The 25704-nt window shown below is 69.2% G+C and carries 25 protein-coding genes and 4 pseudogenes; 7 read left to right on the top strand and 22 right to left on the bottom strand.

Annotation, left to right across the window (positions count from 1 at the left end; translation table 11 throughout):
• The first annotated feature begins 62 nt into the window (after positions 1-62).
• Positions 63-713 (top strand): DUF6000 family protein, encoded by a 651-nt coding sequence (locus tag AB0N63_RS27925; RefSeq protein ID WP_365532899.1) that lies wholly within the window; start codon positions 63-65, stop codon positions 711-713.
• 19 nt (positions 714-732) lie between these two features.
• On the opposite strand, the gene AB0N63_RS27920 is transcribed toward AB0N63_RS27925, so the two are convergent.
• The 3 genes from AB0N63_RS27920 to AB0N63_RS27910 all read right to left on the bottom strand — a co-directional run bounded on the left by AB0N63_RS27920 (position 733) and on the right by AB0N63_RS27910 (position 2646).
• The gene (locus tag AB0N63_RS27920; RefSeq protein ID WP_365532896.1) at positions 733-873 is read right to left on the bottom strand and encodes a hypothetical protein; all 141 of its coding nucleotides are present in this window, start codon (positions 871-873) and stop codon (positions 733-735) included.
• 195 nt (positions 874-1068) lie between these two features.
• Positions 1069-1539: a Pycsar system effector family protein gene (locus AB0N63_RS27915; RefSeq protein ID WP_365532893.1), complete on the bottom strand. Its 471-nt coding sequence runs from the start codon at positions 1537-1539 to the stop codon at positions 1069-1071.
• A gap of 537 nt (positions 1540-2076) precedes the next feature.
• Positions 2077-2646, bottom strand: a complete 570-nt coding sequence (locus AB0N63_RS27910; protein WP_365532891.1) for a hypothetical protein — start codon at positions 2644-2646, stop codon at positions 2077-2079.
• Here AB0N63_RS27910 and AB0N63_RS27905 point away from each other — a divergent pair.
• The 3 genes from AB0N63_RS27905 (at position 2633) to AB0N63_RS27895 (ending at position 4721) form a co-directional block, all read left to right on the top strand.
• The gene (locus AB0N63_RS27905) at positions 2633-2950 is read left to right on the top strand and encodes a hypothetical protein (RefSeq protein ID WP_365532888.1); all 318 of its coding nucleotides are present in this window, start codon (positions 2633-2635) and stop codon (positions 2948-2950) included. The genes AB0N63_RS27910 and AB0N63_RS27905 overlap by 14 nt on opposite strands.
• Positions 2951-3130: 180 nt before the next feature.
• The gene (locus tag AB0N63_RS27900) at positions 3131-4093 is read left to right on the top strand and encodes a PIN domain-containing protein (RefSeq protein WP_365532885.1); all 963 of its coding nucleotides are present in this window, start codon (positions 3131-3133) and stop codon (positions 4091-4093) included.
• Positions 4094-4199: 106 nt separating this feature from the next.
• The gene (locus tag AB0N63_RS27895; RefSeq protein WP_365532883.1) at positions 4200-4721 is read left to right on the top strand and encodes a hypothetical protein; all 522 of its coding nucleotides are present in this window, start codon (positions 4200-4202) and stop codon (positions 4719-4721) included.
• Between the two features lie 140 nt (positions 4722-4861).
• On the opposite strand, the gene AB0N63_RS27890 is transcribed toward AB0N63_RS27895, so the two are convergent.
• The 7 genes from AB0N63_RS27890 to AB0N63_RS27860 all read right to left on the bottom strand — a co-directional run bounded on the left by AB0N63_RS27890 (position 4862) and on the right by AB0N63_RS27860 (position 12652).
• Positions 4862-6619, bottom strand: a complete 1758-nt coding sequence (locus tag AB0N63_RS27890) for a hypothetical protein (protein ID WP_365532881.1) — start codon at positions 6617-6619, stop codon at positions 4862-4864.
• A 296-nt stretch (positions 6620-6915) separates the two neighbouring features.
• Positions 6916-7116 (bottom strand): hypothetical protein, encoded by a 201-nt coding sequence (locus AB0N63_RS27885; protein WP_365532878.1) that lies wholly within the window; start codon positions 7114-7116, stop codon positions 6916-6918.
• A 248-nt stretch (positions 7117-7364) separates the two neighbouring features.
• Positions 7365-8936 carry a Helicase associated domain protein gene (locus AB0N63_RS27880; protein WP_365532876.1) on the bottom strand — a complete coding sequence of 524 codons (1572 nt, stop codon included), beginning with the start codon at positions 8934-8936 and terminating at the stop codon, positions 7365-7367.
• Between the two features lie 216 nt (positions 8937-9152).
• Entirely contained in the window at positions 9153-9710 is a 558-nt protein-coding gene (locus tag AB0N63_RS27875; protein ID WP_365532873.1) for an XRE family transcriptional regulator, read from the bottom strand.
• 3 nt (positions 9711-9713) lie between these two features.
• On the bottom strand, positions 9714-10097 hold the full coding sequence (locus AB0N63_RS27870) for a hypothetical protein (protein ID WP_365532871.1): 384 nt from the start codon (positions 10095-10097) through the stop codon (positions 9714-9716).
• A gap of 47 nt (positions 10098-10144) precedes the next feature.
• Positions 10145-12280 (bottom strand): helix-turn-helix domain-containing protein, encoded by a 2136-nt coding sequence (locus tag AB0N63_RS27865; protein WP_365532869.1) that lies wholly within the window; start codon positions 12278-12280, stop codon positions 10145-10147.
• Positions 12281-12484: 204 nt separating this feature from the next.
• Positions 12485-12652 carry a hypothetical protein gene (locus AB0N63_RS27860; protein ID WP_365532867.1) on the bottom strand — a complete coding sequence of 56 codons (168 nt, stop codon included), beginning with the start codon at positions 12650-12652 and terminating at the stop codon, positions 12485-12487.
• 150 nt (positions 12653-12802) lie between these two features.
• Between AB0N63_RS27860 and AB0N63_RS27855 the strand changes: the two genes are divergently transcribed.
• Positions 12803-13015 carry a hypothetical protein gene (locus AB0N63_RS27855; RefSeq protein WP_365532866.1) on the top strand — a complete coding sequence of 71 codons (213 nt, stop codon included), beginning with the start codon at positions 12803-12805 and terminating at the stop codon, positions 13013-13015.
• Positions 13016-13415: 400 nt separating this feature from the next.
• Here the strand turns inward: AB0N63_RS27855 and AB0N63_RS27850 are convergent, their stop codons facing one another.
• On the bottom strand, positions 13416-14123 hold the full coding sequence (locus AB0N63_RS27850) for a hypothetical protein (protein ID WP_365532864.1): 708 nt from the start codon (positions 14121-14123) through the stop codon (positions 13416-13418).
• Positions 14120-14479, bottom strand: coding sequence for a sigma factor-like helix-turn-helix DNA-binding protein (locus AB0N63_RS27845; RefSeq protein ID WP_365532862.1), 360 nt, complete (start codon positions 14477-14479; stop codon positions 14120-14122). Before AB0N63_RS27845 ends, AB0N63_RS27850 begins: the two co-directional genes overlap by 4 nt.
• 47 nt (positions 14480-14526) lie before the next feature.
• Between AB0N63_RS27845 and AB0N63_RS27840 the strand changes: the two genes are divergently transcribed.
• Positions 14527-14688 carry a hypothetical protein gene (locus AB0N63_RS27840; protein WP_365532860.1) on the top strand — a complete coding sequence of 54 codons (162 nt, stop codon included), beginning with the start codon at positions 14527-14529 and terminating at the stop codon, positions 14686-14688.
• 587 nt (positions 14689-15275) lie between these two features.
• Here the strand turns inward: AB0N63_RS27840 and AB0N63_RS27835 are convergent.
• The 5 genes and pseudogenes from AB0N63_RS27835 to AB0N63_RS27815 all read right to left on the bottom strand — a co-directional run.
• Positions 15276-15383: pseudogene (locus AB0N63_RS27835) on the bottom strand (DnaJ C-terminal domain-containing protein); the annotation flags it as partial.
• Between the two features lie 18 nt (positions 15384-15401).
• Positions 15402-16259 carry a hypothetical protein gene (locus tag AB0N63_RS27830; RefSeq protein ID WP_365532858.1) on the bottom strand — a complete coding sequence of 286 codons (858 nt, stop codon included), beginning with the start codon at positions 16257-16259 and terminating at the stop codon, positions 15402-15404.
• Positions 16260-17153: 894 nt separating this feature from the next.
• Positions 17154-17549 (bottom strand): hypothetical protein, encoded by a 396-nt coding sequence (locus AB0N63_RS27825; RefSeq protein ID WP_365532855.1) that lies wholly within the window; start codon positions 17547-17549, stop codon positions 17154-17156.
• 103 nt (positions 17550-17652) lie between these two features.
• Entirely contained in the window at positions 17653-18009 is a 357-nt protein-coding gene (locus tag AB0N63_RS27820; RefSeq protein ID WP_365532854.1) for a hypothetical protein, read from the bottom strand.
• A 38-nt stretch (positions 18010-18047) separates the two neighbouring features.
• Positions 18048-18694, bottom strand: a pseudogene (locus AB0N63_RS27815) (IS3 family transposase); the annotation flags it as partial.
• Between the two features lie 66 nt (positions 18695-18760).
• Between AB0N63_RS27815 and AB0N63_RS27810 the strand changes: the two are divergent.
• Positions 18761-19417 (top strand): annotated as a pseudogene (locus AB0N63_RS27810) (hypothetical protein); the annotation flags it as partial.
• Positions 19418-19517: 100 nt separating this feature from the next.
• Here the strand turns inward: AB0N63_RS27810 and dnaB are convergent.
• The 5 genes and pseudogenes from dnaB to AB0N63_RS27785 all read right to left on the bottom strand — a co-directional run.
• Positions 19518-20828: pseudogene (gene dnaB, locus AB0N63_RS27805) on the bottom strand (replicative DNA helicase); the annotation flags it as partial.
• 144 nt (positions 20829-20972) lie between these two features.
• Positions 20973-21542, bottom strand: coding sequence for a DciA family protein (locus AB0N63_RS27800; protein ID WP_365532852.1), 570 nt, complete (start codon positions 21540-21542; stop codon positions 20973-20975).
• Complete coding sequence (locus AB0N63_RS27795; protein WP_365532849.1) at positions 21539-22099, bottom strand: hypothetical protein; 561 nt, start codon at positions 22097-22099, stop codon at positions 21539-21541. Before AB0N63_RS27795 ends, AB0N63_RS27800 begins: the two co-directional genes overlap by 4 nt.
• A 67-nt stretch (positions 22100-22166) precedes the next feature.
• Positions 22167-22610 carry a hypothetical protein gene (locus AB0N63_RS27790; RefSeq protein ID WP_365532847.1) on the bottom strand — a complete coding sequence of 148 codons (444 nt, stop codon included), beginning with the start codon at positions 22608-22610 and terminating at the stop codon, positions 22167-22169.
• Between the two features lie 110 nt (positions 22611-22720).
• Positions 22721-24988, bottom strand: a complete 2268-nt coding sequence (locus AB0N63_RS27785) for a hypothetical protein (RefSeq protein ID WP_365532845.1) — start codon at positions 24986-24988, stop codon at positions 22721-22723.
• Positions 24989-25704 lie beyond the last annotated feature (716 nt).

Raw genomic sequence — 25704 nt, 5'->3', positions numbered from 1 at the left:
AACAGCAGACCAAGGGAGGGGCTGGCTCTGTTCCGCGGTGACAAGGCAAGATCGGCTGTGTGATGTGCAATCCGCACGACGATGCCGAGTTGCTGACCTTGGTTCGCCGCTATGTCACGCCCGAGCGGCGCTACCTGAAGCTCGGCGGCGGCTTGCTACGCGTGCAAAGTCCTGAGTGTGACCGATTCATGCAAGATCTCCGTGAGGACGCAGGACTCATCACCGCCGATGAGATCGCCAAGCTGCTTGAAGGCGGCTGGCGAGAGCGGAGAACTGCGGCTTGGCCCATAGCTGTCTCCCGCTGGACGGAGTTCCGTGAGCGCCTCGGGGAACTCCTGCTGGCCAGCGAGGTCTGCTGCACTGGGCTCGCCTACAGCGTGGCCCTGGCCAGTTTCGGAACGGCGCGCGACGCCGATCTGCTCGCCGCCTACCTGGATCGCTACCTCCGCCGTCCTGACCTCGGATACGACCAGACTGTCGTCATGGGCGCTCTCCAGTTCATCGACCTGAACCTCGGAGGGGGTCAAGCCGACCGCTTCCGGCAACCGGGGGGCCTGTGGCAACAGTGGCTCCAGGATGCACCGCACATGCAGGGCGACTCGGACCCCACACCCTCCTCCTTGAGCCTCATTCGTCGGCTCTGCGCGTTCATCGATGAATGCGCAGAGGCGCGAGGACCGGCCCCTTCTCCCGGTGGTCTCTCTGGGCCGTGATCGCCGTCCGGGGGAGCGGTCAGATCTGTGTGCGGGACGCGATGTAGTCGAGCCAGTCGCGTATGGCGTATCCGGTCCAGCGGGTGGCGTTGCTGATGCTGGTGCCGGTGAAGTCGGCGAGGACGGACGCTGGTAGGTCTGTGGCGAGCGCGAGCTGCACAATTGTGCAGATCCGATCTTGGGCAGCGGCCTCGTTGCCTGCGTTCCCGTGCTGCACGGGCGTCTGCCGCCCGGGGGTGCCGGGTGGTCGGGCATGCTGGAGGTGTTCCGCCCTGTGACGGGGACGGAGCAGTTCGGGGCGGTCGACTTCTGCCGATGCTGCGGCCGCCCCGGGCATACAGCCCGCCATCCGGTGTCAGGCGGCCAGCGCGGTGAGCGCGGCCAGGGCCAGGAGCGCGAGGGCGAGGAGGATGCAGTCGACCGCGCGGCGCAGCCGGCCGAACTTGACGAGGGCGATCACGGACAGGACGCGGATGCGGGCGGTGCGGGTGTCGCCATTCATGCAGGCGCGGATACCGTCCTCGTCCAGCCGTGCCCAGTATGGGAACGATGCCCGGTCGCCTCCGCTGAGGCGGGGGCGGACGACCAGGAGCAGCAGGACGGTGGCGGCGGCGAGCGCGGTGACGGCGAGGGCTCCGAGGATCGCGGCGGGCGTGGGCAGGTGGTGGCCGGCGAGGGAGGCGAGGCCGGCTAAGGCCGCCCCTGTGAAGGCCAGGAGCAGGGAGGCCTTGCCGTCGGTGCGGCCGATCTCCGTGGTGACGGCCGCCAGAGCGTCGGTGAGGTTGGTGTCGGCGGTCGCGGCGGCCGGGGTGGTCGGAGCGGACATGAGGACGTCTCCTGTCGTGGTCAGGTAGCGATGACGGGACGGGACCACGAGCGCCCGCCGGCTCCCACAACAACTGACTCCGACCCCGACCCGGACGGCGGCGAGGACGCCCCCGCCCCCGAGGTCCGGCCCATCCTCCGGCTAGCCGGCTGAACCGCCGCCGCACCCTCGCACCATCACGGCGCCCCCGACCGGGAGGGCGCCGTCGTCGTTCCCGGCAGGGACCGAGCAGCGAGCCAGTAGCACCGGCTACACCGGATCGTTCTGGAGCAGCAGAACAAACCGGCGCCGCCCGTTGCACCATCCCGGGGCCGGCCTCCGACCCGTGCAGCACCCTTGTGCTACGCGGGCCCATGTAAATGCTGCGCTGCACCCACGACACCGCCCTGCCGCCATCCGACGGCCACCACCAGGAGCAGCACCAGGTCCCTGCCGCAGGCCCTCGCCTCACACCTGACAACCTCACAGCACCCCCCGGCCACCAGGGAAAACAGGGTGTATGACTCACAGCAAGCCGGTGTCCGCGAGCGGCGGCGGTCAGAGGACGGTGCCGTGCAGGGCGCGGCGGTCACCGGATATGGCGTAGCGGCGGGCGGCGTGGCCGTGCTCGAGGGGCTCCCCGATCTCCTCACAGAGCAGAGCGAGGACGTCGGCCGCGTCGGTGTCTGACAGGTAGGTCGGCGCGACTTCGAGCATCAGCTCGCCGATCGCGTGGGTGCTGGCGGCGAGTTCGTCGACAACGCGGCGCAGCGCGGCGACGGTCGGGTCCGCCGACGCGTCGTCGGACGGCGGGGGCGGCGCGGTTCGGATGTCACGGACGGCCTCGCGGACCACCGCGCGCACCGTGGCCTCATCAAGGGCCTGGAGGCCGTTGTGAGCGAGCGCGGCGAGGCGGCGGGTGATCTCCGCGACGTCACCGCTACGGCCAGAGACGGCGATCAGGGCGCGCTGGGACAGGCCGTAGTTGAGCGCGGCCGCAGCGGCCGGGCCGGTGTCTCGCATGCGAGACGGATCGGTGCCGGCGGCGACGGCACCGTGGATCGCGGCCAGCGAGCGGGCGACGTCCAGGAGCCGGTACGCCTGCGCGCGGCTGATGCCGAACTCCACGGCGCAGTACGACTCCCAGGTGCCGTGCCCGAGCGGCACCCCGGACGCGGGCGGTGTGCGCGTCGCGGACCCGGGCGGCGAGCACCGCCACGGAGCGCCGGACGTCGTCCATCGCCTCGCGCAGCCCGGCCGTCATCTCCCGGGCGCGGGCCGCAGTGAGCGGCGGCCGCGTCGGTTCGGCGACGTCGCCCTGGTCCTGGTCGTGCTCGCCCATGACTCCATCGTCCGCCGCGTCGGCGGCTCCGGCCCGGGGCGTACGGAAGCACGGCACGCGAGCTCCACCTCACAGGCCACACCCTCATAGGGCACCTCGCCTACCTGGGCAAATGGCGTGTGAGCCTTATAGACCTCACATCGTGACAGGGGCTCCGTGACACGATTCCGGGCCACAGGCGGAGCGGGCGCCGGCCCCCTTGGAGGCGGCGGTGGATGTAGCACTGGAAACCTGCGGCACCGTGTGGCCCGCCCCTGGCAGGATCCACGCATGCTCATCACGCCCCGCCCGGGAACCGACCGGCAGAACCTACTCGATGCGCTGCGGACCGTACACACGGCAGCGTCCAACGAACGCGGCCGCGGGTATACCAGCGCCTACGGCAGGCTGCTCGGCTATCTGGAGTGGGCCCTGCGCTCAGCTCAGCAGCTGCGGAACCTCGTCAGTGCCGAGGACCTCACCGCCCTGGTCCTGACGAAGCGCCACGACACGCTCCTGGACGGTGTCGGGCACCTCGCGGGCTCGGAGCAGCAGCGCCTTGTGAACCTGCTCGTGGACCAGGAGCTGGCGGAGCGCGACGAGGCCCTCAAGGCGGCGATAGACCTGCTGCGGTCGCTGATGAACCGCTGGGACGGCCCGGAGTGGTTCGTCGTCGCTGACTCCAGTTTCTACATTCAGAACGCCGACAAGCTAGAAGACGTCGACCTCCACAAGGTGCTGGGGCTGCCGTCCGGTGAGCACATCCGGTTGCTGTTCCCGATCACCGTGGTCGACGAGCTGGACGGCCTGAAGGAGGCGGGCAAGCACCGGCCGCGCTGGCGAGCGGGCCACACGCTGGGACTTCTGGACGGCACGCTGAACGGATCCCTGTCCGGGATCTGGCGCCGGTCCCGCCTCACCCAGGACGAAGTCCGCGGCCAGATCAGTCTGGAGATCGTCCTGGATCCGCTGGGGCACGTGCGGCTGCCCCTCGCAGATGACGAGATCATTGACCGGGCGGTCGCCATTCAGTCCCTCGCAGGGCGGCCCGTGCGGCTATTGACCTGCGACACCAGTCAGCACACCCGCGGCAAGGCGGCCGGTCTGCAGGTGACGAAGGTTCCGGCGAAGGATCCCGGGTCGGAACCCGACTGGGAGGCGCAGGACAGCCCCGGAAACGGCACTCGCGCCAAGCGTCGCGAAAGGCAGGCCGCCGACGCGGCAGGCCGCCAGGGAGACGCACCGGCAGGCTAGAGGCCCGGCGTCCGGCCGGCCGGAACACAGCGGGCCGCGCCGGATCGAGGCCAGCGGTTTGTGTGAGGACTCCCCCCGCAGCCCGCCGACTCACTACGGTCAGCGCATGACCAGTGACGGTGTAGTCGTGGACGAGGCAGTCCGTGCGGCATGGGACTCGTACCGGATCTTAGAGAAGCGCACGTCAGAGAAGGAACGTCGGCAGGCGCAGCAGCGTGTCCAGGCCGCGATGGACACCTACGGCCGGGAGGAAGTGTCCCGGGGTGCGGTCTTCCTGGTGGGCGTGCTGACCGCGCACATCATCGGCCAGCAGGAGGGCGAGGAGGAGGACCGCCTCGATCCGCTCAGCGATCTGATCCCGGCCGTGATCCGCAAGCTGCCCGGCTTCGAACTGGCCGACCCCGCCCAGGTACCGATGGTGACCGGCGTCCTCATGGCCGCAGCCATGGGCATGGACACCGTGGCCTGGCGCGACCAGTTCGGGACGATCCCACCGCAGGAAGCCCTGGTACACAACTTCGTGCTCTGGCTGCTCGCCGACCTCTTCGACAGCCTGGTCGAACAGCCCGGCGCCACCGACCAGATCATGCGGGAGACTTTCAACTCCCTCGCCTCAGACTCCGGTTGATCCCCAGACGCCGCCGCACCGAGCAGCTGCGGCCACAGGCATGAAGTGCCGCCCCGCGCCAGGGCCGCCGATGGATCGCGGTCGTGAGGCTGCCCTTCGCGGGGGCGGGTGGATGTAGGACGTACCCTGCGCCGTACAGCTCAGGCAGCCGGGCTCAGGCCCGCTGTGGTCATCGTCGTCTCGGGGCGGGAGGCGGCAGCCTTGAGACGCATCCGTTCCTTGACCACGTCCTCGCCCTGGAAAGCATCCCAGTACGAGTGGGTAGTGACAGTTGCGGACAGTTCGAGGCACTCCCGGCGCAGCCGGGCGACGGATGCCTTCTGCTCGTTGGTCCATCCCGGGCTGGGCTCCCGGCCTCCGGTGACCTCGCCAGTATGAGGGTGTTCGATACCGGGCCAGCCCTCCAGGGGTTCCACCGACCAGGGCAGGGACCGCAGCAGCGCCGACAGCTCCGCGGTGGCCTGGTTCAGGCGGGTCCGGGCGGCGAGCAGGTCGCTGGGAAACGACGTCTCGGCCATGACCGAAACAATACGCGTGTTCGAATCTGGTTCGTCTTTCGGCGCGCCTGTGCCAGGCGCGTCCTGAGGGGCTTGCCGGACCTCTGCAGTGGGGGCGCTGACCGGCTGTGGCGGCTCTGCGCCCAGGGGCGGGGCGGTGGGCTGTGCCGTCTGGTCACGCCGGAGAGCCCCGGTCTCGCCCTCCCCGGGCTGCGGCCGGCGGAGGACCAGCGGTACACCGTGCGGCGCGAGTTCCGCCGCGGCTGGGTGCACGGGAGGCTGCGGCCTGTCGACAGTGATGGAGAGCTGCGCGAGGCCGCGTCGGGGCAGCGGTGCGCTTGGCGTCCACTTTTCCTCTCCGAATCGGCAGGACAGCTCCGCCTCCTCACCCGAGAAGTGGATCGCGTCGCCAGGTTCGACGACTCCCTCAGCCGGCGGCTCGTCGATCGGCCGGTACCCGGACCACGTGGCCCGGTCCTGGGCAGGCACCCACATGTATGTCCCAGCCCGCGGGCTGCGTTGTGAGGGGATGAAGAGCGGCACCACGGTTCCGGTGGCCGCGCCGATCAACGTCTGTCCGACGGTGACGCCCCGGGTGTTTCCGGCTCCCCCGGTCCAGCCCGTACCTTCGTCGTCCAGCCGCCGGGGGGTGTCCCACTGCAGGTGCACCCGGCCGCAGCCGGTCTTCGCCAGCCCGTCGGGGCATGGACGCTCGGCCGCCGCTGTGCAGGTCCACTCGACGAGGACGCGGTACCCGCCCATCAGCGGAAGATCGGTGGCATTGCTGATCTGCCGCCATGTCGCCGGCCGGGTCAGCATCCAGTTCGCTCGGTCGACGAGGTGGAACTTGTCGTTGTCGGTGATCCAGTTGGCGGTGAGCCCGGCGCTGGCGTGTGCTCGGGACCGGCGCAGGACCGTCCCGGAGCTGGCGTTGTAGTACTGAGCCTCGCATCCCAGGTTCAGTCCTCCATCGCCGATGACGGTTACGTCCGGCCGGGCCGTTCGGAACTTGGTCGCCTTCTCCACGTCGTACCGGATGCCGGCCGCGTCACAGGTCCGGGCCACGAACTCCTTCATGGCCTTGTGCCGGTCGCTCTCTTCCGGCGTCATCTCGTGGGACGTGGGCAGGTGCGCCGCCCGCAAGCGCACCAGGCCATCGGGGCCGCGATGCTTCCGGACGTACATGAAACGGCTCTGCACGCCGTTCTGCTCTGCCTTGCACATGCGACCCGCCTGGCTTTCGACGCACTGCAGCAGGAACCGGTCGCGTTCGGCGATCGGGCGGAGGAGCGCGTCGATCAGATCGGGCACGAGGTGTCTGCTGGCGCGGGGGAGACCGAGGTCGTCCTTGTCGAGTGCGAGGACTTGCTGGAGTTCCTCGTGCCAGACGCCGTTCGCCAACGTGCACCGCCTTCGCTTGGGAGGACTTCCCTTCGAAGGTAGAGCCGGGCACTGACAATCCACCAGATGCCGGGTGGTCATAGGGAATTCCGGCAATCTGGTTCGTCCCGGATCAACGGGTTCGGTGTCGGCCGGTGTCGGCTACTACGGTCGCTGACCGAGTTCCTGTCACGCTGGCGATGTCCTTTCTGCGGGGTGAGCGGCGGTACGAGAGCCGGGCCCCGGCAGTTGCGATGCCGGGATCCGGCCCGTGGTGTGCCGGCCGGGTCAGGCGGCGGCTGGGGTGAGGCCAGGGTCTAGTGGCGGCCGGTGGCCAGGTGGACCGTGAGGGTGTCGCCGTCGGCGGTGGCGGCCCGGTAGGCGGGGTGGGGCAGAAGCGCGGGGAGGACGACGTCGCGCAGCACGGCGGCGGTGGGACCGTCGGCCGGGGCCGGGGCCGGGGCGCCGGTCGGGTCCTGGAACACCTCGCTGTCGGGGCTGGACTGGAAGTCGAGCACCCAAGTGCCTCCGGCCGCGGTGAAGGCGATTTGTCGCCCTGGATGCCGGCGTCGGTGACGTCGCTGGTGCCCGGGTGGTCCTCCAGGACGTCGGCCAGGCGCACGGCCTCTTCGTCCACGGTGGTCAGCGGGCTCTTTTCGCGGTCGATAGGCAGATGTCACTGGGCGCTTCAGTCGGCCAGTTGAGCATCGGAGCTGACGAGCGGCAATGCACCTGACGACCCCGACTTGCCAAGGCCTACAGAGGGTCAGGGCAAAACCTCCCCGTAGTGGGCCAGGAGCGCCCTCAGCTGAAGAGCCTTGTCGTCGCTGCGGCCCTGGAGGCGGCTCTTGTTGTTACGCTTCCACCTTGCGAGTGCCTTCTCCTGCTCGTCGCCGAGGTTCAGGCTGGGCTGAATGTGCCCCCGCGCCGACCCGAAATCCGCGAGCTGCTGGAACATCGAGGTCCACTGGTCTCCGCGTTGGTTCCAGGTCCATCCCGGCAGCGCCTCGAGTTCGGCCTTCTGAGCGGCGGAGAGCACATCGCGGCGGGAGCGCCAGGAGTTCAGCCACACGCCGACGGGGTGGCCGTCCCACTCCTCGCGCTGCTTGATCGACGAAACGGCCCGACCGGTGGCTGCGCAGAACCGCCGCATCACCGCGACCTTCGTTTCCTGGGCGTCCTGGTAGGGGTCCCACGACCAACCGGGCACCTTCTCCATGGCCTCCAGCTGATCGCCAGGCAGATCCCCTCCGCGGGCGATCAGATCGGCTCGCCGCCCCCGCAGATTGTTTGCCCACACGGTCGCGGCACGGCGTGACAGCACCTGCTCCCGTTCACCTGGGTCCGCCAGCTCAGCCCACCGCAGGTAGCGGTCGTAGCTAGCCCAGAAGCCAGCCTCGTTCGCGGTCTGGGCCGACCAGCAGGCGATCGTCGCCAAGCGCTCGGCCCGGTCGCTCCGAAGGCGGCCGGTACGCTGTAGATCCCGCTGCTTGCGGCACCAGCGCCCCAGGCTCCGCCCGTCGACGCGGACCTCATCCGAGGGGTAGCAGTCGACGGCAGCGGCCGCGTACTCGGCTAGGCCCTCGAACATGGAGTCCCACGCATCGTTCTGCGCCGACGACTCAAGCTTTCGTGCTGCCTGTTCGCCGATGCGCTCGCGGATCCACCTGCGCGCCGTCTCTTCCGCCTGCGGCGCGTCCAGGGCGCGGTAGTGCTCGGCCGTGGCCGGGGCCAGCAGGCCCAGTGCTGCCAGGTGATCGAGGATGTCGGCTGCCGCGGCCTCCGGCTCGGCGAGGAAGCCGACCTGCGCGTCGTAGGCCGGTGAAAGGAGGTCGAGCGGTGCCTCCCGGATGCGCACCACGGTCCAGCCGGCGTCGCGTAGGCGCTGGGATTTCGCGATGTCTGTCTTGCGCGCCTTCTCGGTCCCGTGGAAGTAGGACCCGTCGAACTCGAGGACCAGGCGCAGTCCGTCGGTATCGACCAGCATGTCGACGCGCTCGACCTGCCCAGTGTGGACGGCATCACGGTTGACGTCGATCGAAAGGACGGTGCTGAGCTCGGCCTTCAACCGCAGTTCCTGCACTGAGGTCTGGCGCAGGCGGCAGCTGGGGCAGCCGGTGCCGTAGCGCTTGCGGAACCCTCCCGTGCGGTTGTTCACCACGGCTTCCCACGGCTCGTGCTCGTCGGGGAAGTCCGGGCAGTTCCACCACACCCTCTGGTTGGCCCCGACGGTCAACTCGTCCGCGTTGATACCGGACTTGTCGACGTTCAGCGTCGCAGCCAGCTCCGGTTTCACCACCGACAGCCGGTTCGCATCCGTGATACGCAATGTCCCCACCCCGACTGCTCCTTCCGCCCCCAGGGTCGCCGAGGCCACCGTATGCGCCGCCTCGGACACTTGAGCCAGCCGCCCCCACAGTGAGGCCCCCAACGAAGAGGTCAAGGCCACACCCCGCCGAGACCATCAGGATTCAACTGGCCGACTGAGCCGCTCACTGGCCAATCGAAATGCTCAGTCAGAGCAGAAATGCAGCGGGCACATTTCGCCTCCTGGTTAGTAATCCAGATCGAGGTAATCAATGTCATTGATGGCCACGTCCGACAGTCCCATGGCGCGGGCTCCGCCGTCCTGGAAATACACTTCTTTGAATCCTTCGGCGATGATTTGGCGCATCTGCTGGTCGCTGGCCCCGGCGTCGCGGGCGTCGAAGAGGCGCTGCGCGTACTGGGGGGGGAGGTGCACGGTGAGTCGCCGGAAGCGGCCGTCGTCGGTTGTGCCGACCGGCGCGGTGTACCCGAACCGGGCCCGGGTCTCCACGGTGATCCCGCCAGTGGTGGCGGCCTGGCGATGCCGGCGCTTGCGGACCAGAGGCTGCCACCGCTGCCGGACGATGTCGTCGATCTTCGCGGCGACGTCGGCGCGGGCGTGTTTGCGGGCGCCGCGCCGGTAGCGGTTGACGGAGTCGGCGGTGACTCCGAGCTCCGCCGCGACGGCCTTCGCGCTGCCGAACTGCCGGATTAGGAAGCCGATCTGGCCCTTGAGGGTCTTGGGCGGCTCCTTGGTGAACGCCTCCCGGTCGGCGCGTTCGATAGCGTCCTCGATCTCGTTCACGGCTCAGCTCCCGTCGTAGTCGTCGTCACGGTGGAACCGGTCGTGGACGGGGCGGGCGTACTTGGCCGCGTCGAGGTTCACGGCCAAGCGCTCGGCCACACCATCACCCTCCGGCTTGAGGTAGCCCAGCGCGCGCAGCTCTGCGACGGCCTTACGGAACGCCTCTCGGCCTTCAGCGGCCAGCCGCTCGTCGCGGGTCAGCGAAGACAGTTGGTGCATCAGGGGCCGGTCGTCGTCCGTGTATCCGGTAGTGAGTTCGGCCAGGACACCGCGAGCGCGCCAGGTCAGGCGCATATCGCGCATCGCCCAGGCGAACAGGAGCGGGTCGTAGCCCGGCGGTCGGGTAGGCAGTGCCCATCGAGGACGGATGCTGTCAGCGGAGGTCATCGGTGCGGTCCTTCGTGTGGATCGAGCGAGGTGGGAGGGGCGGGAAGTTACTCGCCCTCGTCCAGGACGGCGTCGCCGCCCTTGATGTGGCGGGCCGGGTTGAGGCCCTTCTCCATCAGCTCCACCGCCCACGGCATCGGCTGGACGCCCTCCAGCTTCGCCAGGCCCGGCGTCGGCCCGAGGCGGAAGCCGCCCGGCTGCGGCTTGCCGGACGCCGCGTAGGGGAGGAAGTCCAGCGGGCTCGCGCCCGGCGAGGGGTAGACGACGCAGTCGGAGAGGACGGCGAGCGGGAACAGCCCGGTCATCTTCGCCATGTTGTTGAGCTTGCGGTGCATGTTGACCCGGGCCTTGCTGATGACGGCGGCCCGGATGTCCGGGCGCCAGGTCGGCCGCTGAAGGGCCGGCCACCGCTCGCCCTCCTTGTAGTGGCGGCCCTGCGGGCGCTCGCGGAGCTTGCCGACGCCGCCCTTCACGGTGGCCTTGATGGCCGCGAGGACGGCGGCCAGGGCCGGGTCGACCTGCTTGTGCTGCTCCATCGCGGCGAGGAAGGCGCGGTCGTCCAGGTCCTTGGTGACGCCGAGGTCGGCGAGGGTGTCGACGTAGGCGTTCTTGAGGCGGTCGTGCCACGGGTCCAGGTACGCGCCGGTCTCGCGGCGCAGGTACGCCTCGATCGGGTGGACGTCGTAGCCGAGCTCCTGGGCGTAGGCGACGGTGTGCGTCTGGTACCAGGCCGGGCCCGTCGGACGGGAGCCGTCCGGCGTGAACGGCGAGGGCAGGCGCGGGTCCAGCTCGATGTGGCTCAGGTCGACCAGCCAGCTCCCGGGGATCTTCGGATTGAACTTCGGGGCATGGAAGTGGTCCGGAGCGGACAAGCCGACGACCAGGCGGGCCGCGGCGGCGAGGAACGCGGTGTTGAGGTCCAGGCCGACCGCGAAGGGCATCATGCACTCCGCGCCGGTGAGCGAGTCCACCGACCGCACCCACTGGTACGCCTCCTCATTGAGGAACCCGCCCGTCCAGCCGGACTGAACGACGACCGGGTGCTCCGGGGTGGCCTCCGGCGGCGCCGGGTCCATCGGCTCCGTCCCCAGCGAGCCAGGGTTGTAGGCCGAGATCCAGTTGCCGGTCTCCTCATCGCGCTCCGGCTTCGTCGGCGGGCGCAGCGCCGTCATCAGCTCCAGGCCCGAGACGGCCGTGGAGCCGCGCGGTGTGATGACCCGCTGGGCGTACACCCCGAGGACGCGGGCGATGTCGGCCGGCTCCATCTCCGAGACGCCGGGCCAGGACCGCTCATCGAGGGCGTCCCACGACAGGATCGCCAGCTGCACGCACTGCCTCTCGCGGCCCTGCGCCTTGCGGTAGATCCGCGCCCACGGGCCGAAACCGCGCTGCGTAAGCTGCCACTTCGCCTTCGCCACCTGCTTGACGACCGGGTGGTCCTCCGGCAGGCGCAGGGAGCGGCGCTGCTCGTGGCCCTCCAGGCGCTCGGGCAGCCCGAGCTTCACGGCGGCCGCGGCGGTGAGCACGATCAGCGGGTCGGAGTCCTTGCCGTAGCGGTTGAGCTTCGGCGCACCGAGGCCGGACTCGCGCAGCGTCCACTCCACCAGCTCCGGGATCGTGGTCGCCGGGCAGTCCAGCACGATCCCGTCGACGCCGTACGCGGAGCCGTCGCCGTCCAGCACGGCGAGCGGGCCGTGCGGAAAGCGCGGGTCGACGGCGGGCTTCGTCGCCTTCTTCGCTGCCGGGCGCCGCGACGTCGCCGGACGGGCGGCCGGACGGGCGGGGCGCTCCGGAGCGGCCGGGGCGACGGGAGCCTCCACCGACGCCGGAGCCGTCGCCTCGGGCGCGGCCGGGCCCGTGAATGTCTCCGGCGTCACCGGCTGCGGCGCGGCAGCCGGAGCCACGGGGGCGACAGGCGCGGCGGGGGCGCCGTGGGCGGGGTACTTCGCCGCCCACCCCTTCAGCAGCCGCTGATACGCCTCCAGGCGCGGCGACTTCGGCTCGGAGCGGCCGTTCTCGTAGTTCTTGACCGTCTGCGTCGTGGTCTTCAGCGCGGCCGCGAGGCGGGCCTGGGTGATGCCGGCGGCCTCGCGGAGCCGGGCGCGTTCCGCCGGGGGCGGGAGCTGCGGCTCCTCCGCCAACAGTGCGTCGATGTTCGCGAACAGCTCTTCCTCGGATGCCATGCGTGGATCTCCTCTCGTGCCCCCACCCTAGCAATATTTACCCCAGTCTTTAACCTCTTCATTTAACCCTGCCGGAGTGACTTAGCGGCCAGGGTGGACGATCGGCGCAGGCCCTGGCTCATAGCTGACAGGCTCCGTGTGCGACGCCCTCACCTGAGGGGACGCGGTGTGAGGCTCATAGATGGCGGACCGAGTAGCCGAGGATCACCCCGCCAGCCGGGCGTCATCGAGCGCGGCCGCGGCTTCAGTGCCGGGCATCCCGGCGCGCACCGAGCGGCGGCCGACCTTCGCCTTGTCGACCGGCCGGCGGGGCGTGGGCGTGCCGGGCGCCCGGAAGCGCCGGCGGCGGGAGCGAGGAACGGGGGTGCTCACGGAGCCTCCCGATGTCGCGGGGACAAGCAAGCTGCGCGACGCGGCCGGCGACCTGACGTGGGCAAGCACTTCTATACCGGTACCGGCATCGTGTACGCGGCCGACGTGCTAGACCCTGATGTGGAAGATCCAAAGTGAAGGAGAACCCACGTGCCGTACGGCGATGGTATGCGCGACAAGCGGAACACGACGGAAGCCGTGGCTGCCCTGCTCGACTACGCGGAGAGGAAGTTCGGCGCTGACAACGTCGACGTCGAGTTTCGCTACCTGCTCGGCGGAGTCGTCCACTCCGCGAAGGCGGAGGGCAAGGAAGAACTGAAGAAGACCATCATGTCGAGCTTCGAGGTGAAGAACCGCGAGTGACGCACTGCTTGTAGGCCTGGCCGGGTTCGCCAGGTCGATGACGGAATATCCGGCTGCCGGGCGGATACGCGGCAGCCGTAGTCTTCGCGCAGCTAAAAGCGGATGTCGAGCCACTCCACGTCTGCGGATTTCACCTCAAGGCCCGCAATGGCCTCTGCGACCGCATCACAGCGACGAGGCGTCCCAGGCGGCCGGGGGACTGCCCCTGCGCACGAAGTGCCCTGCGGCGGCGCGGCGCTGTGCCCGGGTCCACGGGCGGCGCCGGGAGGGAGGCCGCTGATCGTCCGGCAAAGCAGGGGAAGTGGTCACGGAAAGCCAGTCCCTTCTGGGGACATGCTGAAGGGAGCCCTCCCGGGTGGGGGTGGTGCCCGGGAGGGCTCCCTTCGGCGGCGGGTCGGGGTCAGTGGCTGGTGAGTTCGCGCAGGCGGTCCGCGAGGCGGCGGTCGGGCCGGCCCAGCAGGCCGTCGTCGTCGGCCAGGCGGTCGACCTCTTCCCGCAGGTCGCCGATGGGGACCTCTCGGTGGGCGCCGGTGCGGGCGCGGTACCCGGCGAAGTTCTCCAGCACCTCGATCAGCATCGTCCTCTCACCGACGTTCAGGTCGTCGCCCTCCGCGTCGGCCAGGGCGTCTTCGACCCGCGCCCACCATGCGTCCGCTTCCCCCAGCTCTCCGTTGGTGAGGTGCTGGAGGTGGAGGCAGTAGGCGGCCGCGCCGTGGTCGGCGCCCGCGGCGAGCCCCCACCAGAACCGGGCGCTCTCGGGGTGGTTGGCGAGGTAGAGCCAGCAGGCGAAGACGTGGATCCCGTCGATGTCGAGATCGTCGGTCCAGCCGTCGAAGACGGTGCAGGTGGTGCCGATGATGTCGGCGAGGTACTTCACGTGCGAGGCGGCGCCGGCCTGGGTGGCGCTCCAGGAGGCGACCGCCGTCAGCCGGTGCCGGGCCGATGTGCTGTCGGGCCGTTCCGGAGGCGGCGCCGATGCCGACTCCGGTGCAGGCGCCGGGAGATAGCCGGCGTCCTGGGCCAGACGGCGCAGGCCGGCGGCCACGTCGAAGGGGCGGCGCGGCTCGCACGTGGACGCGCCCGCAAGGCGTTCTTCCCATGTGTTCATACGGTGTCCTCCCCCTTCAAAATCCGCCGGTAGACCGGGGACAGGCGCTCCCGGGCCTTGCGGAGGTGGTAGTCCACGGTCCTGGTCGTGATCCCCAGGTACCAGCTGATGCGCCGGGTGTCGTAGTGGCCGATGTAGCGCAGGACCACGACGTCGAACTGCTTCGCGGGGAGCGCGCCGAGCGCCGCGTACAGCCCGGTGCCGCTGTCCAGTGCCGCCATCTGCTTGCGCAGGGACAGCAGGTGCTCGGATATGACGGTGCGCCTCACGATCGCCCACACCTCCTGCTGGAGGTCCTCGCTCTCCTCCTTCAGCTTGTCCCACAGGCGGAGGATCTCCAGGAAGGCGCGGTGCACCGCGGATTCGGCCGCGTCGTTCGTCCCCAGGACGCCAGGGCCAACGCGTGGAACCCTTCCTGGTTCAGGATGTAGAGCGCCTCGAACTCCACGGGCAGCGGGAGGGGGGCTTCGGCCACGGGGACGCGGCCGTCCTCGCCGACTTCTTCGGTCATCAAGTCCTCTTCATTGAGGGCACGGTAATCGGCGCGGAAGTGCGCCGGGCGTGAACTACTCAACCGCCCGAGAGCCCCGAACACGCATGCGTCGCCTGACGACTTTTACGTTGCGAGATCAACCACTTGCGCACGGTGACGATAGTTGTACCGCGCAGCGTGCTTGACCAGCACCTTTGGGTCACTAAAAGTGACATGGCAATGACAGAACACCAAGAACGAGTGACGAAGGCCACACAGCTCTCAGGTTTGAGGGTGCCCGAGATCAACTCACGATCGAGTGAATCATCCCAATTCATCAGAGATCCACGGCTGTTGCTGCTAAGGGGTTGAGACGCCTCCATGCCGACACCGACCCACGCCAGTGGCGTACGGCGGCGACCATGTGGGGCTGACGGGCGGAGCGGTCGCCCCGGACCCGGCGCAGGGCCGTGGTATAGCAGACGCCATCTGCCGATCGCCGCCCCTACGGCTTCACTCGCCGGGACGACGGCGACAAAACGTCAACCGTGCAACGGCACAAGGGTTGACGGCGCAGGTCAGCACGTCTTGGGGTGGAGGGCCACATGCCGGCCCCGTCCAGCACGGCAGCGCCCACTGCCGGAGCGGCAGAGCTTCGCACACCGGAGCCCGACGGCTGATCAGTCGACGACGTGCACGATGACGTACAAGTCCCCTGGCGCACCGCCATGCTTGCCGGGACCGCCGAGCCCGCGGACGCGGACCTCCTGGCCGTCGCGTACCGGGATGCAAGGAGCGTGGCATTCTCACGATCTTGTCCTGTAGATCACGCTGACACGTCCGCCCGGTTCCAGGTACCACGCTCGGCTCAGGACTCCAGGGTGTTCTGCAGCCACAGCATGCACGACCTCGCTGACGTCGCGGGCGGGAAGGGGAAGGGGCGGGAGCCGGGGGCCGGCCTCAGGCCGGCTGTCCAGGAGGAGGCCCACAGGTGCGCCCGTCGCCGCGGCGATCGCCAGCTGCCTGGTGAACTTCTTCCGGATCGCATGACCAATCGAGCCGGTGAGCGTTGTCGCGTCGCCGACCCACGTTCCATCAGGCTGCAACGCGTACTCGATCCCGACATGCCCCTTGAGGTCGAACAACAACACGATAGATTCGGAGGGGTCTCCCTCGTCGAGAGGAAAGGGCGTCACAGTCGGGATGTCGTTCGTGTCGGCGAGCGGTCGGTCCGGGTCGTTCAAGGGGCGGCCGGACGACAGGCTCTCGCTCGCGAGCCCCAAGATCATCCGGTAGTAGGTTGCTGTCTGCCCTCGGTCACGTCCGACCTGAGGGACCACGCTCACCCGCAGGCCGAGGCCCGGATACTCGGTCACCAGCCGCGTGAGTTGCGGCAGCAAAGCCTTGGCTGCACCGTCCCGGGCGGCACCCAGGCCTTGTTTGCCCTCGGTGAGAGGCATGGGCACCACCGTATGGTCGATGAACCAGGAGATCCCGTCGACCTCAAGGTGAAAGTCGGTGGTAACCGTCCCATAGCGGTCCCTGTAGTCCCTGTGATCAGGGTTCCCGAGGAACACCGCCCTGTTCCCTTGACCGGACCAGTACCGCATCAGCGCCTCGCACGCTGACCTTTCCCAAGGCTTGTCCAGCACATTCAGGTCCACCAGGCACCTCCCTGACTGCCTTCGGCGCCTCTACCGACGGACCTGCGAACCCTACTGGCCGCTCCGCCTCGCTGCCCTCGTAAGCCGCGTCCGAAGGGCATCTCGAGCAGCGGACGGCTGACCAACGTGCCCGAGGCCAGCCCGCCGCTGCCCGTCAGCGCCGCGCGTCCTTTACTCAGCCGTACGCCGGGCCCCGGAGGCGAGGGCGGGGACGAAGACGGTCAGGGAGAGCGCGACCGGCAGGACGGGAACGGCCGTGTTCATCGCTGCTGTCGGTGCCGGGAGGCGTATGAGAGGGGCACCAGCGCCAGCAGCGGTCCCCACAAACAGCAGCGGTGCGTATAGCCAGCCCATGACGGCGCGGCGGGCGCCCGTCAGGTTGCCCTGGACGACCGTGTCCAGATCATCAGGTGGCTGACCGTGGCGGCGGTCATGATCAGGGCACCCAGCAGCGCCACCGTCACGGCTGCCCCGGCGCGTACCGGGCTCCCGCCCAAACGAACGGAAGCCAGCGCGTCGCGACCAGCCCCCAGCACCGGACCAGCCCCAGCGTCAACAGCGCCGAGGCAGATCAGCGGAGACCAGGTATCCGACGCCGGGCAGGTCGTAGTCGGTGCGCAGCATCTCTTCGCTGTAGCCGACGGGAATTCCGACGGTCATGGCAGACAGGAGTGCGTCTCGCTGCCCTGTCCCTTGGGCCCGAAGAAGGCCACGATCAATGAGAAAGGGTCATCGGAAATGCGAACCTACAGGAGGTCATGTAGGTTCTCACTTTCGGTGTCAGGCGCCGACGCTATGACCTGGACGTTCCCCTCCAGTCTCACGACGTGTCGGCAAGCGGCTGTCTCAGATCGATGTCATTTCCTCAGACAGCCCAGCCGGCTGCGCCGGACCTCATGAACCTGCATCGGCGGCCGTCCGTTCCATCCACTCCCGCACCTTCACTGCTTGCTCGATGCGGTTGACGATGTCCTTCTTGGACGCCGTGTCCAAGGTCTCCGGGATCTTGTCGAAGGTGTCGGGAAGGACGTCGAGGAGACCCCAGATCTGCTCGCCGGTGCTGACGGTCAGCAGTTGCTGGCACCTCCACTGCAGCGGCACCTCGGGACGGTGCGTGAGCCGCTGCACGAGTGTCGGGAACAGGTAGTGCGTCGCTTCTGCGGCGAGGTGCTCTCGTAGCCAGTCGACCGGGAGCCGCTGGCTGAAGCCATGCATGGCGGCCTCCTGGGCCAGGTCCAGGAGCTGAGCGGTGTCGACGGCTCGGATGGTGCGGGGAAGGGTCGGGGTCATGTAGCGATGATGCCAAGAAGCCCTCGGAACACCGAGAGGTTGGCGGGGTCGGGTTGCAATCTGTCAAGGACCTCGGCCCAGGCTTTCTCGAACTCGCCGGAGGTCACCCTTCCACGGACGGCTCGCCCTTTATGCGGATCCATTCGTGGATGGTCTCGATGGCGTAGAGGAGGTCCTGGAAGGTGCAGAGATCCCGGTGCTGTTGTCGGACCTGGCCTGTTGCCATGTCCCCGTACTCAAGCTCGGCTTCCCCGCTGCTCCAGACGATGAGCACGGCGACGACGTCATCGTTTTCGAGCGTCATCCAGGTGCTGTTCTTGGTTCGGCCGTCCTCGGGCGACTGCTGGACCGCACCCGTGATTCCGCAGGATTGCAGGCGTTCCTCATGCTCGGTGAACCAGACCTGGAGCCTCTGCGGCAGTTCAACCGATATAGGCTGCTTTTCTTCGCTTTGCCTCATGGCTGGGCGATGAACCCTGCGGATCGGACCGGGGCCTTGGCTGCGGCCGGATCGGGGACGGTGGTGCGGTGCCGGCGGCGCAACCGGACCCCTTCGATCCCGGACTCTCGCATGATGCGGGCGACTCGCTTGTGGTTGACCGCCTCACCGCTGGTCTCGCGGAGTTCGGCGGTGATCCGCGGGACTCCGTAGGTGCCGTCCGATTCCCGGTGCACCGCCCGTATCCGGGCCGCCAGTTGGGCGTCGGCCGCCTGCCGGGCGGCCCGGTCGGCGGCTGTCCGGCGCCAGTAGTAGAAGCTCGAGCGGCTGACGCCGAGGACGTGACAGAGCCGCTTCACGCCGTAGCGGCGCTGCAGGTCGGCGACGCACTGGAAGCGGTTCACCAGCGCGTCTCCCCGGCGAAATATTTGGCCGCCTTCCGCAGGATCTCGCGTTCCTCCTCCAGCTCGCGGATCTTCTTCCGCAAAGCCGCGTTCTCCGCCTCCAGCGGTTGCGGCGGCTGGGCCGTCTCCGGTGCCCGGCGTCCTCGCGGACGGCTTGCTCCGGCAGCCCTCACTCAGTTCCGCAGGGTCTCCGGATTGATGCCCAGATCGGCGGCGACCGACCTGATCGTCGCCTCCGGCCGCGACTCGTAGAGCGCGACCGCGTCCGCCTTGAACTCCGGCGGGTAGTTCTTCATGACCACGAGATGTCCGTTCTCAGATCCTCAGGATCCAGTGTCTCGTGTGTCCAACATCAGGGGTCAAGGCCCGAGAACTGGCATGCCGGGAAGAGTCCGCTGCACGACGGCACAATGATGCGGATCAACGCGGCAACCACCCGACTCGTGCGCTCGATGCTGTCGTTCGACCATGTCGACTGGATCGGTCTCGGTCTCGCGATCGTCAACCCGTCCCGGGTTTTACCGACCGGGCAGTCTGTGCTCGAGCTCGGGCTGGCCTGCCACAACCCTGACGACCCGGCACACGAGGATGATCCGCGCGTAGAACTCGCGGAGATGGCACAGGTCGCGATCTCATGGGGGCGAAGGTACTGCCTTAGCGAAAAGGAGTTCGGTCTGCGAACCCTGGTCGAATCCTTGTGTGCATTCGACAACGGCTGGTTCGGGGCACCGAGTTGGGGGCGCATCGTCGATCGGTTCCTTACGGCTGTCGACGACCGGGAGAATGCGCACTGGCGCATACACCGGGACAAGCCTTGGTTCGACGAGTGGTTCACCAACCGGCCGGCCGACATTGCGGGCACCACGGAATTTCGTCGGCTGCTCCTTGCCGGGCCCGACCTGCTGTCCGAGGAGGCCGCCGAATGGTGCGTGGATGGCGCCATCGGCTACGTCTGCCAGGACGACCACGCAAACGGCTGCCCGCGGTGCGGTATCCCGCTGGCAACGGAGTCCTCAAACGAGTGACGGCAGTGGCCAGCGATTCTCAATCCCGTGTCAGTTCGGCCAGTCACATGACATCGCGACTGAGAAAATGACACGGGATCTGAGAACCTACAGGACAGGGCTACGTCTGGGCCATGTCGACGAAGCGGGAGTAGTGGCCTTGAAAGGCGACCGTGATGGTCGCGGTAGGGCCGTGGCGATGCTTGGCGACAATGAAGTCGGCCTCGCCGGCGCGGGGCGAGTCCTTTTCGTAGGCGTCCTCGCGGTGCAGGAGGATCACAACGTCGGCGTTGTCCTCAAGGGCGCCGGAGTCCCGAAGGTCGTTGATCATCGGTTTTTTGTCGATGCGCTGCTCGGGACTGCGGTTGAGGGTGGAGATCGCGACGATCGGCAGGTGGAGCTCTTTGGCCAGAAGTTTCAGGCAGCGGGCGATCTCGGAGATCTCCTCGTAGCGGGAGCCGAGTGGTCTGGTTCCGTAGGTGAGCAGGTGGACGGCGTCGATGACGATGAGCTGTACGCCTGCGCGAGCCTGCAGGTAGCGGCAGTGGGCGCGCAGGTCGTGGACGTTGGAGTAGGCGCCGTCCTGGATGTAGATCGGGGCGGCGCTGACGTCGGGCATCCGCCGGGCGAGGCGGGTCCAGTCCTCGTCGGTCATGGTGCCGGAGCGCATGTGGTGCAGTGCGACGCGGGCTTCGGCGGACAGCAGGCGCATGCCGATCTCGTTGCGGTCGGCTTCGAGGGAGAACACGGCGCTGGGCAGGGCGTGCTTGATGCTGGCGCAGCGGACGAAGTCGAGGGCGAGGGTGGACTTGCCCATGGCGGGGCGGGCGGCGACCACGATGAGCTGGCCGGGGTGGAGTCCGCCGGTGAGGGAGTCCAGGTCGGTGAAGCCGGTGGGGACGCCGGGCAGGGTTGCGTTGCGGCTGCCGGTCGCCTCGATCCAGTCGAGGGTGTCTTCCATGACGTCGCCGAGCGGGCTGGCTGGCGGGAGGAGGGGGCGTCGGGTGGTGGCGGCGAAGATCTCTGCCTGTGCCTGGTCGGCGATGCGGTCGACGGCGTCCGGGTCGGCGTCGGAGGCCAGGTTTTCGATGTGGAGCGCGGCGATCTTGGTGCGGCGCAGCATGGCCGTGTTCTGTACGCGGTCGGCGTTGATCTGCCAGCTCCGGGCAGAGGAAGGCTCATTGACGAGGGCGGTGATGTAGGCGGAGCCGCCGGCCTTGTCGAGGTTGCCCTGCTGGGTGAGCCGGGCGGCTACGGCGAGCGGGTCGGTGGTCTCGCCCCGCCCGTACAGGTCGAGGATCGTCGAATAGATCAGCTCGTGGGCGGGCCGGTAGAAGTCGTGCCCGTGGAGGGTGTCAACGATGTCGGCGATCGCGTCCTGGGACAGCAGCATCGCCCTCAGCACCCCCTTCTCCGCTTCAAGATCGTGTGGATGGTGCAGTGCGGCGTCGTTGTCGTCGCTGATCACCCCGGGTCCCCTCCCCCATGCCCTTTTCCCAGGCCCCGCCGGCCGCGGTACGCGGCATCAGGTCAGCGTAGCGGCGGCCCGGCCCGCATGATCACGCTTTCGTCCCGATCACCTCGGGAGAATGAACTGAGTTCCTTCGCACGGGAGTTGCCGTGCCTGGCGGTTCAAGGCCGCCTCGATGGCGGGGTCGGACGGCACAATTGTCGGCTTCGGCTGTGGCGCGCCGGGGCTTTCCGGCATCGGCGGCAGCAGAAGGAGCGTGGACGGGTCCCTCTTCACCAGTTGGATTTGGCGCACCGCGCCCGCACCGAGGACGTCATTGAGCCCTTGCATCAGGCGGTCAGCCAGCAGCCGAGCGTTGGTGAGCCAGGCCACCGAGGTCCCCGCCAGGGTGAGCGTCCCGGTCTCGGAGTCGAAGGCCGTGGGCACCACGTGCTTAGCTAAGGGGCCGGCCACCGAATGCCAGGCCGGCAGCGGCGAGACCTCGGACACAGCGAAGAGGTCAAGCAGGGCTCGCGCCAGTCGGACCGGCGGTGTCCGCCCCCGCATACGCGGGCGGCGCGCGGCGGGGGCGCGCTCGCTGAAGCGGCCTCGCCGGGCGTCCTCGCGAGCCCGGCGCAGGACCAGCAGCGCTAGATCGATGCGTGCCTCGGTGCCCGGGTGCTGCTGGTCCTTCAAAGTTCGTGGCGAAGTGTCGGAGTACCCCAGACCCGGACGACGTCGTGGTCGGTGAAGGCGTACACCAGCCGGTAGGCCGGTGCGGCCTCCGGACTCTGGTACTGCTGACTCAGGTACTGCTCACCTTCCTGCTTGCTGCGGCGGGGAGTGCCGCACATCTGCCAGGACTGCCCGTTCCACACCTCGGGGATCCAGCGCTTCTTCGGCTGCGGCTGCTCCTCCCGGATCCTGTGGCTCGAAGGGACCCGCATCGACGATGCATCGTCCTCCCCGTCGGCGGAGCGCGGGCGCGGTGCACGCGTACCCGATCGTCGGCGGGTCTCGCACAGCAGGCACAGGTCGGCGGCGTCCGGGTCGACGGGGCCGCCCGGGTGCTCAGGACAGCGGGTGGTCGGTTTGGAGGTGCTGACCGCGTCGTGCAGCAGGGCCAGGGCCCGCTCGAGGTCCTGGCGGATCTCCTGAGTGTTGGCGCCAGCGCCTTGGTCTTCGAGCCGCTGCCCGTGCTCTCCGGCAACGCGAAGGGACCGTCCCAGGGCGATGAGCTGGGCATGGTTCATGTGGGTCTCCTTCATACGGAACCAAGAAGGCAGGGGCTTGCTGGCCCGCGGCAGGCAAGGCGGTCGGTCAGCTGGATTTCGGCGTCCGGGCCAGTCGCAGCCGCATGGCCCTCCATAACTCGCCGGCGCCGCGGCTGCTAATGGGCTCGACGCGGTGCAGTGCGGGGCAGCAGGCGTCGTGGACGACCTTGGCACTGCCGTAGTCGCGGTGATGAGGGCCTGGCCACGCGATCCCGCCGGCCAGGTGGTAGACCTCGGTGTCGGCGAAAAGCCGGGCTGGGTAGTCCCCCGGCACCAGCGCGATCCACGCCGCCTCAGCCTCGGGTTCTCCGCCCTCACGGACACGGGCAGGATCAGGGCCGGCCTGCGGCCGGTAGACGTTCACGCCGCCGTAGTCCATGGTGCGGTGGCGATGCGTGGCCAGGGTGCAGCGCGGACACGGCACCGTCAGCTGGCGCCCCCATGCCGGCGCCAGCTCGTCGCCCGGCCCGTAGGGCGAAGGAACAGACACGTCCGCTCAGCCTCCGATGTGTTCCAGCCCCTGCCCGGCCGACGTACACCAGGCACGCCACCAGGAGCAACTTGCAGAGTACCGGCAGGAACTGACATGCCGACAGCCCCTTAAGCGGCTTCGTGGTGGGCCCGGCCAGCCGCCGCTCGTGCCCGCACCACCTGCAGCTGCCCCAGCCGACTGCGCAGCAGGTAGCCCGCGGCACGGCGGCAGGCGTCGTCCGCGGCGGCCTCCGCGCCCCGGACAGCTCGCGGACACCGGCGCAGCGCCGCCTCGTACACGGCGTCGGCCTCCGCCATGGCTTCCTCACTCTCGGCCAGCCGACGCAGGGCGGCAGCCCGGCGCTCGTCACGAACCCGTTCGGCGACCTCCTGCGCCGCGTACGCCACCAAGACCTCATCCCCACCGCGGCGCCGGCACACCTCAGCGATCAACGTCCGGGTGTCGGCCTCACACCGTGCCGTGAGCTGCGCGACTTGCTGCACATCGTTCAGGTCGGCCCGCACAGCGACCGCCAGGTCGACAGCCTCCTGCACCAGCAGATTCGTACGCCGAGCGTACGAACACGGCGGGCACAGACCCGCCGCATCCGGCAGCCCGCACTCCGCACACGGGGCCGACCGCCGAGCCCGCTCAGCCGCCACCTCTCGTTCCCGGCGTTGTGCCGCGGCCGCCCGCCGCCTCGCGACCTCGACAACTGCACGGGCGTGCCGGAGCCGGGTGCGCTCTGCCTCCAGCACGGTGTGCTCGCGCAGCCGCCGCTCGCAGGCGGCCCGCAGTTCGGCAGCACCCGCGCCCGACAGGTCCGCCGCCGTCTCGGTACGGACTCGGGCCCGCACCGCGCGCCGGTCCGCCAGCAGCGAAGCACACGAGGCGCAGTCGCCACCGGTGTCCAACCGGATCCCGTCATCACACCGGCGATCCGAACACGCCTGACGCTGCACCAGGCCCCGCCCGATCAGCCACCCGTACGGCGTGGTGACCAGGGCCTCGCCGCCAGTCTCCGACAGTCGATCAGTGAGCCGGTCGGCCAGCAGCCGAGGCGCGACCTCCGGCTGCTCCAGCAGGCCCGCCAACCGCTCCAGCTCCACCTTCGTCGCCGCCTCGACCTGGTCCTGCTGCCAGCCGGACAGCCGCGCCCACAGTCCGGAAACCGGCCCCAGCGCCACCCGCAGACGAAGATCATCCGGAAGGCCTACCCTCTGCTGCTGCGCCTTTTCCCAGTCCACGGCCTTCGGCCGGCCACCGGCTCCAGCTACGGCAGTCCGCTGCCCAATCCGCTCATCGGCCGGGGACTCTTGCAGCTTTTCCCCGCGGAGCGGGCCGACCTCAGCCACCGGCGACGTGCTCGCGGCAACGGCGGCCGCGCCGTCGTCGGCTTGCTCCTCGCGCGCGCACGCGCGATCCGGCAGATCACCGAATCCACCACGGCCTTCGCCGGAAAAGCCACCACAGAGAGCGAGGGAAGAGACGGGAGTAACCGGGTGAGAGTGGTCAGTGTGAAGGGCTGCCGCAACGTCGGGCTCTGCAACAGCTGGCACATCCGTCACCGGCAGGCTGCTGACCTGGGGTTCCGTCTCCGTCTCCGGAGCTCCACCAGGCCCTGCCGCAACGCCGGGGTCTGAAAACTTGGGCTCCGGGGCCTCCGCACGGTCCTCCTGGACGTCGTCGGCGACGGTGCGACCGTGCGCGGCGGCGACCGCCGGCACCATCAGCCGCGACCGGTTCGCCATGCCCGAGCCCGTCTTCAGACGCACTCGCAGCACCAACTCCCGGCCCTCCAGGCGCTCCAGCACCCGTTCCCCCGCCGACGCGGTGCAGCCCAGCAGCCGGGCCACCGTCGCCGCGGCCCGGCCGCGCTTGGTGTCCACGGTCCCGCCGCACTGCCGCACCCGCCCGGTCTCCCGCGCCTCCAGCACCAGCAGCAGCAGCGCCAGCCGGTCCGTCGCCGCGCCCCGACCGGTACGCGTACCGATCAGCCCGGCCGGAGTGACCCGGCCGTCCCGGTGCTTCCAGCCCGGCGCCATCACGGCCTCCAGCAGCCGCTGCAGCGTCGCGTACTCCTTCTTCGTCAGGTTCAGCGGGTGCCCGACAACGCCCTGCGCCGCCCACAGAGGCAGCACCTTGCACTCCAGGCCGATGTCCTCGCGGTACTCGCCCTTCTCGGTATCCACCGACACCACGCCCGAGCGGCGCAGTCCCGCCACCACGTCGGAGGCCGTGTAGGACGCGGACATGCCGATCCACCGGCCCAGCTCGGAGGTGCGGATCTTCACCACACCGGTCTCTGACGGCGTCCGCGACGCCAACACCAGCACCGCCAAGCGCACCACGTCCGGTGCACCGTCCAGACCGGCCAGGTCCAGCAGCGTGCGCACCGCGCCACCCAGACGGGCGCGAGCGTCCCGCCCGAGCGACAACGGATGACCCGCGCCCCGCTCCGGGACCGGCCCGGCCGCTGCCGGGACCGACCGCAGCCGACGCCGCGAACATCCGACCGGGGCCTCGCCGGCGGAGTTGTCGAAGAAGTCCTCGGACGGGTGGTCCAGGGTGGCGGCCGACGCCGCCACGGCACTCACCGGCCCGCCCGGAGGAACGAGAAAGAGATCATCCCGGCAGCCTGGCGCGGAACGCCTGTGGACAGAGGCCGGGAGCCGGCGAGACCCCCGATCCCTCCCGCCGGGCGGGCAACGACTTCCGATCGCGTCCCGTCCCACGGGACGGACCCCCGGAGCACCGCAGCGACCGGCACCGCCAGTAGGACAGGGGTTCCCCTCTTGGTATTGGTGCGTCGGGATGGAGTCGGCGTGACACTCCGTCTCGAAGAATATTCGTTACTAATGCCGTGAACAGCGCAAACAGGACGTGCGAATCCTGTCACGTGAGAAGCGCGAGGGGATCGAACCGGTGTGAATCGGGCACGGTCGAGCTGACAAGGGGACACCAGGTCAGGCACTATGACGGGGACACCAACTTCCATATGCGAGTCGGACCGTCCTGCGCGAAACGGGAAGAGCCGACGAGTGGATGCGGGTGGCAGCCCCTCCGTGAGGAGCGGGCACCGGACGATGAGGGCCTCCTTGGCCTCCTGTCG

The sequence above is a fragment of the Streptomyces sp. NPDC093260 genome (assembly GCF_040683715.1).
Taxonomy (GTDB): domain Bacteria; phylum Actinomycetota; class Actinomycetes; order Streptomycetales; family Streptomycetaceae; genus Streptomyces; species Streptomyces sennicomposti.
Note: the sequence above shows the minus strand (reverse complement) of the source record. Positions and strands in the feature narration are given on the sequence as shown.